Source organism: Pseudomonas sp. MYb327 (assembly GCF_040438925.1).
In the GTDB taxonomy this organism is placed as follows: domain Bacteria; phylum Pseudomonadota; class Gammaproteobacteria; order Pseudomonadales; family Pseudomonadaceae; genus Aquipseudomonas.
In genome coordinates this window covers 4,893,556-4,906,234 of the sequence record NZ_CP159258.1, presented here as the reverse complement: position 1 = coordinate 4,906,234, position 12,679 = coordinate 4,893,556, and the positions used below count along the sequence as shown (strand labels likewise).

The 12,679-nt window shown below is 57.9% G+C and carries 15 protein-coding genes and 1 tRNA gene; 5 read left to right on the top strand and 11 right to left on the bottom strand.

All coding sequences use genetic code 11. From position 1 onward, the window contains the following. Nucleotides 1-6: 6 nt before the first annotated feature. Nucleotides 7-1,347: a CHASE2 domain-containing protein gene (locus ABVN21_RS22075; RefSeq protein ID WP_339553594.1), complete on the bottom strand. Its 1,341-nt coding sequence runs from the start codon at nt 1,345-1,347 to the stop codon at nt 7-9. 268 nt (nt 1,348-1,615) lie between these two features. Between ABVN21_RS22075 and ABVN21_RS22070 the strand changes: the two genes are divergently transcribed. The 4 genes from ABVN21_RS22070 (at nt 1,616) to ABVN21_RS22055 (ending at nt 4,135) form a co-directional block, all read left to right on the top strand. Beyond that, nucleotides 1,616-1,834, top strand: coding sequence for a 4-oxalocrotonate tautomerase family protein (locus ABVN21_RS22070; protein ID WP_034148508.1), 219 nt, complete (start codon nt 1,616-1,618; stop codon nt 1,832-1,834). After that, a complete protein-coding gene (locus tag ABVN21_RS22065; RefSeq protein ID WP_339553593.1) occupies nt 1,831-2,475 on the top strand; it encodes a DsbA family oxidoreductase in 645 nt (214 codons plus the stop codon). Before ABVN21_RS22070 ends, ABVN21_RS22065 begins: the two co-directional genes overlap by 4 nt. A 43-nt stretch (nt 2,476-2,518) precedes the next feature. After that, nucleotides 2,519-3,229, top strand: a complete 711-nt coding sequence (locus tag ABVN21_RS22060; protein WP_339553592.1) for an SDR family oxidoreductase — start codon at nt 2,519-2,521, stop codon at nt 3,227-3,229. A gap of 63 nt (nt 3,230-3,292) precedes the next feature. Next, on the top strand, nt 3,293-4,135 hold the full coding sequence (locus tag ABVN21_RS22055) for an oxidoreductase (RefSeq protein WP_339553591.1): 843 nt from the start codon (nt 3,293-3,295) through the stop codon (nt 4,133-4,135). A gap of 77 nt (nt 4,136-4,212) precedes the next feature. On the opposite strand, the gene ABVN21_RS22050 is transcribed toward ABVN21_RS22055, so the two are convergent. The 6 genes from ABVN21_RS22050 to ABVN21_RS22025 all read right to left on the bottom strand — a co-directional run bounded on the left by ABVN21_RS22050 (nt 4,213) and on the right by ABVN21_RS22025 (nt 8,932). Then, nucleotides 4,213-4,288, bottom strand: a tRNA-Thr gene (locus ABVN21_RS22050). Between the two features lie 440 nt (nt 4,289-4,728). Further along, entirely contained in the window at nt 4,729-5,958 is a 1,230-nt protein-coding gene (locus tag ABVN21_RS22045; protein ID WP_339553590.1) for a methyltransferase, read from the bottom strand. Beyond that, a complete protein-coding gene (locus ABVN21_RS22040; RefSeq protein ID WP_130208508.1) occupies nt 5,939-6,628 on the bottom strand; it encodes an ABC transporter permease in 690 nt (229 codons plus the stop codon). The genes ABVN21_RS22045 and ABVN21_RS22040 overlap by 20 nt, the downstream gene beginning before the upstream one ends. Continuing rightward, nucleotides 6,625-7,320: an ABC transporter permease gene (locus ABVN21_RS22035; RefSeq protein ID WP_339553589.1), complete on the bottom strand. Its 696-nt coding sequence runs from the start codon at nt 7,318-7,320 to the stop codon at nt 6,625-6,627. The genes ABVN21_RS22040 and ABVN21_RS22035 overlap by 4 nt, the downstream gene beginning before the upstream one ends. A 78-nt stretch (nt 7,321-7,398) precedes the next feature. Then, nucleotides 7,399-8,145 (bottom strand): ABC transporter substrate-binding protein, encoded by a 747-nt coding sequence (locus tag ABVN21_RS22030; protein WP_339553588.1) that lies wholly within the window; start codon nt 8,143-8,145, stop codon nt 7,399-7,401. A gap of 13 nt (nt 8,146-8,158) precedes the next feature. After that, nucleotides 8,159-8,932: an ABC transporter ATP-binding protein gene (locus tag ABVN21_RS22025; protein WP_339553587.1), complete on the bottom strand. Its 774-nt coding sequence runs from the start codon at nt 8,930-8,932 to the stop codon at nt 8,159-8,161. A 553-nt stretch (nt 8,933-9,485) separates the two neighbouring features. On the opposite strand from ABVN21_RS22025, the gene gabP reads away from it, so the two are divergent. Further along, nucleotides 9,486-10,877 carry a GABA permease gene (gene gabP, locus ABVN21_RS22020; RefSeq protein ID WP_339553586.1) on the top strand — a complete coding sequence of 464 codons (1,392 nt, stop codon included), beginning with the start codon at nt 9,486-9,488 and terminating at the stop codon, nt 10,875-10,877. 82 nt (nt 10,878-10,959) lie between these two features. On the opposite strand, the gene vapC is transcribed toward gabP, so the two are convergent. The 4 genes from vapC to ABVN21_RS22000 form a co-directional block, all read right to left on the bottom strand. Continuing rightward, entirely contained in the window at nt 10,960-11,364 is a 405-nt protein-coding gene (gene vapC, locus ABVN21_RS22015) for a tRNA(fMet)-specific endonuclease VapC (protein WP_339553585.1), read from the bottom strand. After that, entirely contained in the window at nt 11,364-11,594 is a 231-nt protein-coding gene (vapB, locus tag ABVN21_RS22010; protein ID WP_339553584.1) for a type II toxin-antitoxin system VapB family antitoxin, read from the bottom strand. Before vapB ends, vapC begins: the two co-directional genes overlap by 1 nt. 179 nt (nt 11,595-11,773) lie before the next feature. Beyond that, nucleotides 11,774-12,226 carry a hypothetical protein gene (locus ABVN21_RS22005; RefSeq protein ID WP_339553583.1) on the bottom strand — a complete coding sequence of 151 codons (453 nt, stop codon included), beginning with the start codon at nt 12,224-12,226 and terminating at the stop codon, nt 11,774-11,776. Between the two features lie 6 nt (nt 12,227-12,232). After that, nucleotides 12,233-12,649: a hypothetical protein gene (locus tag ABVN21_RS22000; RefSeq protein WP_339553582.1), complete on the bottom strand. Its 417-nt coding sequence runs from the start codon at nt 12,647-12,649 to the stop codon at nt 12,233-12,235. Between the last annotated feature and the right edge of the window lie 30 nt (nt 12,650-12,679).

Below are 12,679 nucleotides of genomic sequence, written 5' to 3'. Positions count from 1 at the left end.
AGGCGATCAGTTCTTGCGGGCAAACAATGCCTCGATTTTTTCGCTGAATATCGCCAGCGAAAGCATCAGGACGGCGAGCACATTCACAGGCGTGTAGTGGAATGTGTGAAGCCCAAAACTGAGCAACATGAGCACGCCAACCACCAGTGCGAAGGACAGGAACGACGAGCTGAAAAAGCTGCTTCTTCCCACCTTCATTCCGACGAGTCCCGTCGCTGGATTCTGTCGCTCGTGCAGCGCTTTCAGCACCGCAATCAGCCCAAGCAGCGCAACCTCCACCAGATCGAGCCAATTGACATCGAAGTTCGGCAGGTTGGCTGGTTCGCGGTCATAGTTCATGCCAAGTGTAATGAGGTTATCCAGCGCCATGGCATGCAGGTAAATGCCGGGTATTTTGCCGTGCACAGGCGACTGGACCAGATCGCCGGTGGAGGTGATGTTGGCGCCAACCAGCACCAGGCGGTCACCCAACAATTCGGCCAGCAGGGCTCGGTCTTCGGGAGTGCTGACCTCCAGATCGCTGGCTGAGAGTGTGAAGTTGTAGAGGCAGCGTGATTGATCGGGTCCGGCCAGCTTCCAGAAAATCGCCTGGAAAAACTCTTTCGCCATATCGATGAAGAAGCCTTTGGGGGCGGAACAGTGGGCGATATCGGCAATACGTGCCTGTTGTGGGGCCAGGTTGATTCCCCACTGAATGGCGATGGGTGATGCGTCAACGGCGGCTTGCGTATCGCTCGGCAAATCCGCGCAGCCATGGGCTTGGCAATACTGGCGATACAATGAGAGCGCCGGTGTTTCCATAGGGCCCAGGGGCGTTTCGACCGCCAGTGGGTACTTGTCGCCAAACCCGCTCCACACGACCAATGCGGGACTGCTGACCCTGGCCAGATTGGCCAGCGTGTTGGCTTGCCCCTCTTCGCCGCGCTCCTGGCCCGTATTGGCCAACAACAATGGAATGCCCTGATGGCGGTAGCGTTCGAAGACATTGGCCAGTAACTGGCTTCCCTGAGCCGGGTCGCCCAGGGAGTGGTCGTGGCTATACATGAAATCCACGAAAACGGCCTTCGGCTTGTAAGCCAGCAAGCGCTTGAACAGCTTGCTTTGCTCGCCGTACGGCATTGGCCAGTGTGTGTTGTTGCGCATCAGGTACGCGTCGTCGATCAGAATGACCGCGATTTGCTGTTGCCCGGTGTTTTTGTAGCTGCTGGCAAACACCCGATTCAGCCATTGCGCCGATGCATTGTTGCTCGAACTTGAAAGCCCGAAAGGGTCGAGTACAGCGAGGGCGACGACAAGCGCACCCAGCACACACTGCCATCGAGAAAATAGTGGTGATCTGGCCGACATCCCTGTCTCGATAAAGTCAAATGAGCCGACGTTTTAAGGGAATGCGATGTCTAATGTCAAGGTGCCATCTTTCAGTGGGGGTCAGCTCTTGTCGCCCATTAACCGGGTTTGCGGCAGGCGTCGTCCGCGTATCGTCGGCACTGCACCCATTACACTGCGTAACTAATGATGTTCCCGTCCCCACCTTTATCCCCTCCAGCTAACTCCATACATTGAGCTCCAACGCCTCTCCCATCATCCAGACGGGAAGGTCACTGGAGATTCCTCAATGCCTTTCGTAAGCGTACGCATCACCCGCGATGGCGTTACCACTGAGCAGAAAGCTCAAGTGATCGCGGAAATCACTGGAACACTGGAACGCGTTCTCAACAAGCGCCCGGACCTGACCCACATCGTCATCGAAGAAGTCGACACCGATAACTGGGGTTACGCCGGGATCACCACCACTCAGTACCGCAAGCAACTGGCGGAAGAGGGGCAGTCATGACGCCGTCGGTCACCATCGATTTCGTCTCCGACGTGGTGTGCCCATGGTGCGCACTGGGAGCGGCGGCGCTGGAGCAGGCGATCGAGAACGTGGCGGGTGAGGTTTCGGTCGAGCTGACCTACAAGCCTTTCGAACTGAACCCGAACATGCCGGCCGAAGGCGAAAAAGCGGTCGAGCACTTGATGCGCAAATACGGACGTACCGCCCAGGACGTCGCCAATGGCAAAGCGATGCAGATCGAACGCGGCAATGCCATCGGCTTCAAGTTCGACCTGGAGAAGCGCACCCACTTCTACAACACCTTCGACGCTCATCGGTTGTTGCTTTGGGCACTGGAGAAAGGGCGTCAGGTGGTGCTGAAGAAGATCCTGCTTCGCGCTTATTTCAGCGAAGGCCAGAACCCGAGTGATCAGCAGACGCTGGTGCGGTTGGCCGTAGAAGCAGGGTTGGACGAGGAGCGGGCACGCAAGGTGTTGACCTCTGGCGAGTATGCCAACGAGGTGCGTGAGCTTGAGGAGTTTTACCGTCAGCACGGCGTCAATTCGGTCCCGGCCATGGTGCTAAATGGCCGCCACCTGGTGTCCGGATCGCAGTCGGTCGAGTACTACGAACAGATGTTGAGACAAATGGCACAAGCCTGATCCCTAAGTTTTTCAAACCATCATTTATGAGTAGAGGTTCATCATGAGCAATTCGAAAAAAGTCGTTGTGATCACTGGCGCATCCCAAGGTCTCGGCGACGGCATGGTCAAGGCCTTCCGTGAACTCGGCTACCAAATCGTCGCGACCTCGCGCTCGATCAAGCCATCCACTGATCCGGACATCCTCACCGTCGCTGGCGACATCGGCGAACCAGAGACCGCCCAGCGCGTGATTCGTGAAGCGATCGCCCGTTTCGGCCGCGTCGATACCCTGGTCAACAACGCCGGGATCTTCATCGCCAAGCCGTTCACCGCGTACACCGCGGAAGACTACGCCAACGTGTTGTCGGTGAACGTCAACGGCTTCTTCTACATCACCCAACTGGCCATCGCAGAGATGGAAAAACAAGGCAGCGGCCACGTGGTCAACATCACCACCAGCCTGGTAGACCACGCAATCGACGGCGTGCCTTCGGTACTGGCCTCACTGACCAAAGGTGGCCTAAACGCGGCGACCAAATCCCTGGCCATCGAATACGCCAAGCGCGGCATTCGGGTGAATGCGGTTTCCCCTGGCATCATCAAAACCCCGATGCACGGCGAAGAAACCCACGCCGCACTGGGCGCACTGCACCCGGTCGGGCACATGGGCGAGATCGAAGATATCGCGCAGGCAGTCGTGTATCTGGACAACGCCAAGTTTGTCACCGGCGAAATCCTGCACGTTGACGGTGGTCAGAGCGCGGGTCACTAAGACCCCACCTGTCCACAGCGCCGTCGATTGATATCGACGGCGTTTTTATTTGGAGAGCGCACCATGAACGCCCACGTTCACAAGGTTTTCCTGATTACCGGGGTCAGTTCGGGCTTCGGCCTGGCTTTTTCACAAGCAGCGCTGGCGGCGGGGCACACGGTGGTGGGGACGGTGCGGCGCGAAGCCGAGCGGGCGGCGTTCGAAGCACTGCACGCAAATCGCGCTAAAGCGTTCGTACTCGACGTCACGGATTTTCCGGCGATTGAACCGTTGGTGGCCGATATCCTGCGCGAGGCAGGCCGGATCGACGTGCTGGTGAACAACGCCGGTTACGGTCATGAAGGCATTCTAGAAGAGTCGTCTTTGAGTGAGATGCAGCGTCAGTTCGACGTTAATGTGTTTGGCGCGGTGGCAATGATCAAGGCGGTTCTGCCCGGAATGCGCGAACGGCGCAGTGGGCATATCGTCAACATCACTTCCATGGCTGGCTTCATCACCTTGCCGGGGATCGCTTACTACAGCGGCAGCAAATTCGCCCTTGAAGGTGTCAGTGAAGCGCTGGCTAATGAAGTAGAAGGTCTGGGCATCCATGTGACGGCCGTGGCCCCGGGCTCGTTTCGAACCGAATGGGCAGGCCGCTCGATGATCCGATCGGGTCGCACGCTGGAAGACTACGACGCAGTGTTCAACCCGGTCCGCAAGGCGCGAGAAGACAAGAGCGGCAAGCAGGCCGGCGATCCGCACAAAGCTGCGCAGGTACTGTTGACCCTGGTGGCTGCAGAGAAGCCACCGGTTCATTTGTTACTGGGTAAGGATGCGGTAAGACTGGTGCGCGAAAAAATCGCAAACCTGCAGGCGGAAATCGATGCCTGGGAGCATCTTTCAACGTCGACGGAGTTCGACTGATTGAAATCTTTGGAGTAGGAGATTCAAATCCCGGAAACAACAAAGCCCTCGTATTGCTACGAGGGCTTTGTTTTGTATGGTGCCGGCACCAGGAATCGAACCCGGGACCTACTGATTACAAGTCAGTTGCTCTACCATCTGAGCTATACCGGCGTGTCAGGGCGACGATTATAGCGATTGGGTTGGTTCTGTAAACCCCTGAATTCTGACTATTTTTGCGCAGGCCTTTGTCGAGGATTTATAGCCCACGTGGCTCGGCTTCAAGCGGGGTCATCCGTTCTTGAATTGCCACCCTTTTAATTGAGAATCCATGCGAGTTTTGCCGTCCACCGGAAATTCGCACGGCTGCTCAAGCAGCCCTTTGGTTCGGCGGTTATGTCATTTTCATAGAATGCTTATGCACAACGGGATGCGCTCGGAACCGCCTATATGATGGATTTGTGGATCCTTTCTCATTTGTGCGCAAATCACTGTTTTTCGGGTTTTTTATTTAGTGTACGAAAACTGAACAATATCGTTTCACCCCTGAAACAGCTGTATATATTGGATCCACGATATTTTCATCAACAGACTTATCCACAGGCTGTGATGCGTTAATCGCGTTCCGCCAATATCAGCAAATTGCGTGGTGTGAGCGGCGTTTCGCAGAAGGTGCCGAGTCGGACGCTGTAGCCCTGCTCAAACAGAAAAAGCGCACGGTCGAGTACCAGCCAAAGCTCTAGTGGGCGCCGGAAAAGTCCGCGCAGCAGCTCCAGGTTGCGTACTTGTGCCAAGCGCTGCCAACCGCGGGCTTCAAGCATTGGCCAATCTTGCGGGCCGATTGTGGATAAGTCTTTTAGTTGGGCCAAATGATGGCAGTAGTCGGCGAACGGTTTATCCAGCCAAGTGCTGGAAATGGACGGAGTCGGCAAATACTCGTCAACGCCTCGCAGCTGACGGTGCAGCAGGTCAAATGCCAGGCGCCGCGCCATGGAGGTGTCGCGCTGGCGTCGGACGCGAGCGCCAGCGGTGACGGTTTCGCTCATCGGTAGCGCGAGATCGTCGAGGGACAGTTGTAGGTCGCAGGCTCGGGCGGCCTCGGAAATGGGCGAGTACTCGGTCAGACTGATGCGGTTGTAGCAACACGGGGCGATGGCCAGTTGCTTACAGCCTCCCGCGCTGGCGAGCTGGATCAATCTCACATGCAAATCCCCGCAGGCGTGCAGGGCGACGGGTGTGTGGTCAGCCTTTAGCAACGCTGCCACATCAGGCGCGAGCACATCCTGTTCGACATGCAGTGCATGCATTTGGTGACGCTGGCTGAGTGCCTGGCCGCTGGCAACCAGCGCCGGGTCATATTCCAGACACGTCAGCTGTTGGCCGCTTTGCAGCAAGCGCCGCCCCAAGTGTCCTTTGCCCGAGCACCAATCCAGCCAATGCTTGGGCGGAGCAGTAAACGACAAGCGACTGGCGAACGCTTCGATCTGCTGCCACTTGCGCCCAGGCACATCCACGTTCAGACGATGCCACGCCGATCCAAGTGCATGTGCCGGCAACTCACCGATCGCAGCCAATTCGAGTGCCGTCGCAGCCAATGAAGCGAAAGGCTCCGGCGCATCCAGAAGGGCGGGTTGGTTGTGGGCGTTTTCCGCGTCTTCCAGCGAGCGTCCGCGTAGCCATGTGGCCAGCTCAGGGTAGGAGGTTTCCCAGGGAAGATGCAGATGGGTGAACGGGCGAGGTTTCCACAGGGCCTGATGCTTTGTCAGAAAAGCATCCAGCGCAGTGAAACGGGCGAGTAGGGCCTCGCCCGTCAGCACGTGGGAATCAGCGTCCTTGGCAGGCATCGACGCGCAACCAGCGCTCCAGCAGCTTGAAGCCGCGCACCAGTACATAAGCCATTACCAGGTAGAACATGCCGGCGGCGAAGAAGATCTCTACTGGCAGGTAGGTGCGGGCAATGATGGTACGGGCCATGCCGGTCAACTCCAGCAGGGTCACGGTACTGGCCAGGGCGCTGGCCTTGAGCATCAGGATCACTTCGTTGCTGTAGGCCGGCAGGCCTATGCGCGCGGCGCGGGGCAGGATGATGTAGATCAGCGCCTTGGCCTTGGACATACCCAGCGCTCGCGCCGCTTCGATCTCACCTGGTGGAATTGCCTGAATCGCGCCGCGCAGGATCTCGGCTATGTATGCCGCGGTGTGCAGGGTCATTGTTGCCGTGGCGCACCAGAATGGATCGCGCAGATACGGCCACATCGAGCTGTTTCGAATCACGTCGAACTGCGCCAGGCCGTAGTAGACCAGGAACAGTTGAACCAGTAACGGCGTGCCACGGAAAAAGAAGATATAGCCGTACGGAAATGCGCGCACCCACCACAGGCGCGATGAGCGGGCGATGCCCAGCGGAATCGCCAGCAGCAGCCCGGCGATCACCGCAATGGCCACCAGTTCCAGCGTCAGGGTTGCGCCTTGAGCCAGTTTCGGCAGCCACTTGATGATGATTTCCCAGTTCATTGGGCGCTCCTCGCGAAGCCGCGGGCGGCGCGTTTTTCCAGGAAGTGCATGCCGGTCATGGCCAGGATCGTCAGACTCAGATACATGAGCGCCGCGACCATATAGAAGGTGAACGGTTGCTTGGACACGGTCACGCCGATTTGCGCGTGACGCATGATTTCTTCCAGGCCGATCACTGACACCAGTGCGGTGTCTTTCATCAGGATCATGAACAGGTTGCCCAGGCCGGGCAGGGCGATGCGCCACATCTGCGGCATGATCAACTTGGTGAAGATGCGAAATTTCGACAAGCCCAGGGCCACGCCGGCTTCACGGTGACCTTTGGGAATGGCGAGGATCGCGCCACGAAACACTTCCGTGGCGTAGGCGCCAAAGCACAGGCCCAGCGCAATCACCCCGGCAGCGAAGGCGTTGAGTTCCAGGTCGGGTTTGCCGAGGAACTCGCCCAGGGCGCGCATCAGGTTGACCGTGCCGAAGTAGATCAACAGCACCCAGAGCAATTCCGGGATGCCGCGAACCAGGGTCGAATAAGTGCCGCCAAGCCATTGCAGGGGCTTGTACGGGGAAGTCTTGGCCAAGGCGCCAAGCAGACCGAGTACCAGCCCCAGGCACAAGGCCGAGAGTGCCAGTTTCACAGTCATCAGCGCGCCAGCGGCGAGCGCCGGGCCGAATCCGTAGAGGTCGATAATCATGGATTTCTTTTCAAATCGCGGCAGGCAAGGCCGGAGACCGGCGCCGTCAGAGCGCGGCGCCGGTTCGGCAAGTCAGTATCAATAGATGCTGAACGGGAAGTACTTGTCGTTGATCTTCTTGTAGGTGCCGTCTGCGACGATTTCTTTCAGCGCCACGTTCAGTTTATCGCGGATCGGGTCGCCTTTACGTACAGCGATACCGATCTTGTCGCTTTCTTCCACCGGGTCGCCCTTGAATTCGTAAGAACGGCCCGCGTCGCTTTTCAGCCACTCGTAGTTGACGTATTTGTCCGCCAGGATTCCGTCCAGACGACCGGAAGTCAGGTCGAGGTAGGCGTTTTCCTGGGTGTCATAGAGTTTGACTTCAACGCCTTCCATGTTGTCTTCCATCCAGGTGCCGGCGAGGGTCGCACGTTGTGCGCCGATCACTTTGCCTTGCAGGGAATCCTTGTCGGTTTTGAAGTCGACGTCTTTCTTGGCGATGAATTGCAGCTTGTTGGAGTAGTACGGGTCGGTGAAGTCCACCGCTTGCTTGCGCTCGTCGGTGATCGACATAGAGGAGATCAGGAAGTCGAACTTCTTGGCGTTCAGGGCCGGGATGATGCCGTCCCAGTCGGAGGTGACCACGGTGCACTCGACTTTCATCTTGGCGCACAGGGCGTCGCCGATTTCCTTGTCGAAGCCCACAACGTTGCCGCTGGCATCTTTGTTGTTGAACGGCGGGTAGGCCGCTTCGATGCCCATCTTCAGGGTTTCGGCCATGGCACCGGCACTGAACGCCAGGGAAACGGCGGCGGCGAGGAAGACCTTCTTGAAATTCTGCATGCGGGTAGCTCCGTTAGCGGTTGCTGGACATGAATTGTTTGCAGCGCGCCGAAAGCGGGTTTTCAAACACCTGCTGTGGCGATCCTTGCTCTTCTACCAGGCCCTGGTGGAGGAACACCACTTCGCTGGAGACCTGACGGGCGAAGCCCATTTCGTGGGTCACGAGCAGCATGGTGCGGCCTTCTTCGGCCAGTGCGCGGATGACATTAAGTACTTCCTGGACCATTTCCGGGTCAAGCGCGGAGGTGGGCTCGTCGAACAGGATGACCTTGGGCCGCATGGCTAGCGTGCGGGCGATGGCCGCGCGTTGTTGCTGGCCGCCGGATAATTGCGCGGGGTAGGCGTGGCGCTTGTCGAAGATGCCGACCTTGTTCAGCAACGCTTCGGCGACTTCGATGGCTTCAGACTTGCTCTGGCCTAGCACGCGGCGCGGGGCTTCGATGATGTTGTCGAGCACGCTCATGTGCGGCCATAGATTAAAGTTTTGAAACACAAAACCAATCTCACTGCGCAGGCGGTTGATCTGCTTGCCGTCAGCGGCGACCAGTTCGCCGTTCTTGGCGGCTTTGAGCTTGAGCTCTTCGCCGGCCACCAGGATTTGGCCCTGGTGCGGGTTTTCCAGCAGATTGATGCAGCGCAGGAACGTCGACTTGCCGGAACCGGAAGAACCCAAGATCGAGATCACATCGCCGTCGCGGGCGGTCAGCGAGATGCCTTTGAGCACCTCCAGCGAGCCGTAGCGTTTGTGCAAATTGCGGATTTCAAGCGCGGGCGTGGCCTCAGCCATGTGCGTTCCTCATTGTGTATTCGCTCCTGCTGTTGGGCGCCTTCCTGGCGAGGCGGCCAAGCTAGCATAGCGTTTCAAAGGCAGCCAACAGCGCTTCGGGCAGTAAACGGGTGGCGTGTGGCAGGTTGTCGCATCGGCACAGCAGACTGTCGCCCCATCAACAACCGAACAGCCGTTTGAATGCGAGTTTTCCGGGCTGTCGCGTAAAAAAAGGCGCGATGTTGCCAGCTTTGGCGGGGGGTTGGAAGCGCTAACGGGCCAAAGGTTGCTTATCCGCACTTTTATCGTGCGTCGTGTCGTTTTCAGGTGTGTTTCCGGTGCGCTGCTTCGTTCCATAAAGTGAGTCGCAGGGTAACGCTCTGGCAAAGTGCCATTAATTTCAACGGGTTGCGATGACTGTCCGGTCAGGACGAGATTCCCGTATTAGACGGTTTTGAAACATTTTGGCGCAAATATTGCGTGCAGATTCCGAAACGCCCCGTTGGTTTCTTTTTACAGAAGGGAAACCCAAGCGGGATGCACGCATTCGCTTTTCCTTACAAAGGTAGTTTCAATGAGCAGTACCCAAAGCTCTAATGGCCTCGAACAGGGGCTCAAACCGCGGCATGTGACCATGCTGTCGATCGCCGGGGTTATCGGCGCCGGCCTGTTCGTAGGTTCTGGCCACGCAATCGCCGCCGCAGGCCCGGCCGTGCTGCTGGCCTATGCCGCTGCTGGCATGTTGGTGGTGTTGGTGATGCGCATGCTTGGTGAAATGGCTGTTGCCTCGCCGGACACGGGCTCCTTCTCGACATACGCCGATCGCGCGATCGGTCACTGGGCCGGTTTCACCATCGGCTGGTTGTACTGGTGGTTCTGGGTGCTCGTCATTCCGTTGGAAGCCAACGCCGCCGCGACCATCCTGCATGCCTGGTTCCCGGGCGTAGACATCTGGGCCTTCGCCCTGGTCATCACCATGCTGCTGACCGTCACCAACCTGTTCAGCGTGAAGAACTACGGCGAGTTCGAGTTCTGGTTTGCGCTGATCAAAGTCCTGGCGATCATCGGTTTCATTGTCCTTGGCGTCATGGCGATCTTCGGCTTCCTGCCTGGCAGCCAGGTCAGTGGTGTTTCACACCTTTTCGACACTCAGGGCTTCCTGCCAAACGGCATGGGCGCAGTGTTGGGCGCGATCCTGACCACCATGTTCTCCTTCATGGGCACCGAGATCGTGACCATCGCGGCCGCGGAATCGAAAGACCCGGGCAAGCAAATCTCCAAGGCCACCAACTCGGTGATCTGGCGGATCGGCTTGTTCTACCTTGTATCGATCTTCATCGTCGTGGCCCTGGTGCCATGGAATGACCCGGTTCTGGCCAGCCTCGGTTCCTACCAGACCGTGCTTGAGCGCATGGGCATCCCGAACGCGAAGATGATCGTCGACATCGTGGTATTGGTCGCCGTGACCAGCTGCCTGAACTCGGCGCTCTATACCTCGTCGCGCATGCTGTTCTCATTGGGCAAGCGCGGCGATGCGCCAGCCGTTTCCACCCGCACCAACAAAAGTGGCACGCCTTACTGGGCGGTGATGTTGTCCACTGGCGCAGCGTTCCTGGCAACTTTCGCCAACTACGTGGCCCCGGCAGCGGTGTTCGAATTCCTGCTGGCCAGCTCCGGCGCCATTGCACTGCTGGTGTACCTGGTGATCGCGATCTCGCAACTGCGCATGCGCAAACAGCGTATGGCCCGCGGCGAGAAAATCGTCTTCAGCATGTGGCTGTTCCCGGGCCTGACCTACGCGGTGATCGTGTTCATCGTCGCGGCCCTGACCATCATGCTGTTCCAGGACGCCCACCGCGTGGAAATCCTCGCGACCGGCCTGCTCAGTGCTCTGGTCGTGGCTTCCGGTTTGCTGGTTGCTCGCCGTCGCAAGCAGCAGCAAGCGGGTTCGGTGGTATTGAACTGATTCGTACCGGTTGATGCAAAAAACGGCCGCTGTCAGTGATGACAAGCGGCCGTTTTTGTTTGTGTCTGTTGAGTTCGATTAATTAGAAGTGAACCCAGTCCTCTACGCGTAAACCCGGAACCCGTTCAAATTCCCGCAGGTTGTTCGTTACAACGATGAATCCGCGTGAGCGCGCATGGCCAGCAATCATTTGGTCGTATGGGCCAATCGGTGTTCCAGCCTTCGCCAGCTCGGATCGAATCATACCGGTGTGCGCGGCCGCGTCATTGTCGAAAGGCAAGACCTCAAGGCGTGCTGCCAAACCCTCGATGACGGCGAGATTCTTTTCTGGTGCGGCTGATTTTTCGGCACCGTAGATCAACTCCATTAGCGTGACAGCACTGATGCACAACTGCCCGTCATGGCGGTTGAAGGCCTCTCTTACGATTTGTGGCTTGTTCTTGATGGTGAATATGCAGATGTTGGTATCGAGCATGAATTTGAGCATCAGAACGACTCACGTTCCTGATCGGTGGGTTGGTCACGATCAGTCATAAAGTCTGCGCTTGCACTATCCGCCTCGAACCAACTGTCCCACGTCTCGTCGGCTGGTGTGATGATGCGAGCCCGACCAATGGCGACAACATTGACTCGTTTTACGTCGCTTGGCATAGCTACGGCTTTGGGAAGTCGAACAGCCTGGCTTCGATTGCTCATGAAAAGAGTGGTCTGTTCCATTTTTGCCTCCTACGCCTACTGGGTGTTTATGAGTCCGAAGAGTAGGTTTCTTTGTGGATATGTCAATGGGATATACGGTGCGGGTGACGGGAGGTCTTTCCAAGTGTTCAGGTTAATTACTTCATAAAAAACGGCCGCTGTCAGTGATGACAAGCGGCCGCTGTTCGGATCCCTAACCCTTACTCACCTTTCTCTTCCGGCGCATCCAGTGACTCGCGGTAAGCGTCCAGTGCAGTGCCGAAGTCGGCGATGAATTGCGGCTCGCTCAGCCATGCCTGGGCGGTCTCGCGGTCCATGCCGTCGGCCCACATGCGGTAGTCGATCAGCATGTCGGCGGCCAGGTGGGTGGCGGCCATGCCTTCGTCGTCGGCATTTTCCATGTCCAGCAATTCAGGATGGTCGACGATGATAAAGGCGAGGTCCGACAGTAACACCGAGAGCATCTCGCCGCGGCTGACGGCTTCCGCGTCGCGCATTTTGCTGAACATCGCCAGGGTGTACTCCGGGATTGGCTCGGCGAGGTGGCCCAGGTCATCGTCCAGCGCGGCGGGTTTGCGGCCGTGGATGTTGATTTGCTTGGCTTTGGCTTTTGCGCGTTTGGCGCGTTTCTGTTGCTTGTTCAGGGAGGCCATGGGAACTCAGTTCGGTTTCTGTTGGGTTTGCGCGGCGATAGCGTCGGACGCCGCCACGTAGTCAGCCTGGAAGGCCGGGGATTCGATCCAGGCCAGGGCGCCGGCTTCGTCGGTTTCGGCGGACCATTGGCGATACTCGATCAGCGCCGCGAGGATGAAGTCCATCGCGCCTTCTTCGCCTTCCTGCTCGTACACCAGTTCCAGCAGAGGGTCTTCGAGGAAGGCTGTGCACAGGGCTTGCTGGCTGAGCTTTTCGGCGTCGATCATTTTCTTGAACAGTTCGGTCAGGTCCACCGACTCGAAGTCGATGCGATCGTCGTTCGGGTCCAGCTCGACCGGCGCTGCAGTCCGCTGGGTGCGGTTCTGCTTGGCCTTGGCTTTGGCGCGGGAGGCGCGTTTTTGCTGCTTGTTGGCGGAAGCCATGGGCGTCGTTCCGTAATTCATTGAAAGGGT

What these genes read in the sequence shown, in the direction of transcription:
- vapB (WP_339553584.1), bottom strand. Translation starts at nt 11,594, where the DNA reads ATGGAACAGACCACTCTTTTCATGAGCAATCGAAGCCAGGCTGTTCGA.
- ABVN21_RS22005 (WP_339553583.1), bottom strand. Translation starts at nt 12,226, where the DNA reads ATGGCCTCCCTGAACAAGCAACAGAAACGCGCCAAACGCGCAAAAGCC.
- gabP (WP_339553586.1), top strand. Translation starts at nt 9,486, where the DNA reads ATGAGCAGTACCCAAAGCTCTAATGGCCTCGAACAGGGGCTCAAACCG.
- ABVN21_RS22045 (WP_339553590.1), bottom strand. Translation starts at nt 5,958, where the DNA reads ATGCCTGCCAAGGACGCTGATTCCCACGTGCTGACGGGCGAGGCCCTA.
- ABVN21_RS22040 (WP_130208508.1), bottom strand. Translation starts at nt 6,628, where the DNA reads ATGAACTGGGAAATCATCATCAAGTGGCTGCCGAAACTGGCTCAAGGC.
- ABVN21_RS22000 (WP_339553582.1), bottom strand. Translation starts at nt 12,649, where the DNA reads ATGGCTTCCGCCAACAAGCAGCAAAAACGCGCCTCCCGCGCCAAAGCC.
- ABVN21_RS22025 (WP_339553587.1), bottom strand. Translation starts at nt 8,932, where the DNA reads ATGGCTGAGGCCACGCCCGCGCTTGAAATCCGCAATTTGCACAAACGC.
- vapC (WP_339553585.1), bottom strand. Translation starts at nt 11,364, where the DNA reads ATGCTCAAATTCATGCTCGATACCAACATCTGCATATTCACCATCAAG.
- ABVN21_RS22060 (WP_339553592.1), top strand. Translation starts at nt 2,519, where the DNA reads ATGAGCAATTCGAAAAAAGTCGTTGTGATCACTGGCGCATCCCAAGGT.
- ABVN21_RS22075 (WP_339553594.1), bottom strand. Translation starts at nt 1,347, where the DNA reads ATGTCGGCCAGATCACCACTATTTTCTCGATGGCAGTGTGTGCTGGGT.
- ABVN21_RS22055 (WP_339553591.1), top strand. Translation starts at nt 3,293, where the DNA reads ATGAACGCCCACGTTCACAAGGTTTTCCTGATTACCGGGGTCAGTTCG.
- ABVN21_RS22070 (WP_034148508.1), top strand. Translation starts at nt 1,616, where the DNA reads ATGCCTTTCGTAAGCGTACGCATCACCCGCGATGGCGTTACCACTGAG.
- ABVN21_RS22065 (WP_339553593.1), top strand. Translation starts at nt 1,831, where the DNA reads ATGACGCCGTCGGTCACCATCGATTTCGTCTCCGACGTGGTGTGCCCA.
- ABVN21_RS22035 (WP_339553589.1), bottom strand. Translation starts at nt 7,320, where the DNA reads ATGATTATCGACCTCTACGGATTCGGCCCGGCGCTCGCCGCTGGCGCG.
- ABVN21_RS22030 (WP_339553588.1), bottom strand. Translation starts at nt 8,145, where the DNA reads ATGCAGAATTTCAAGAAGGTCTTCCTCGCCGCCGCCGTTTCCCTGGCG.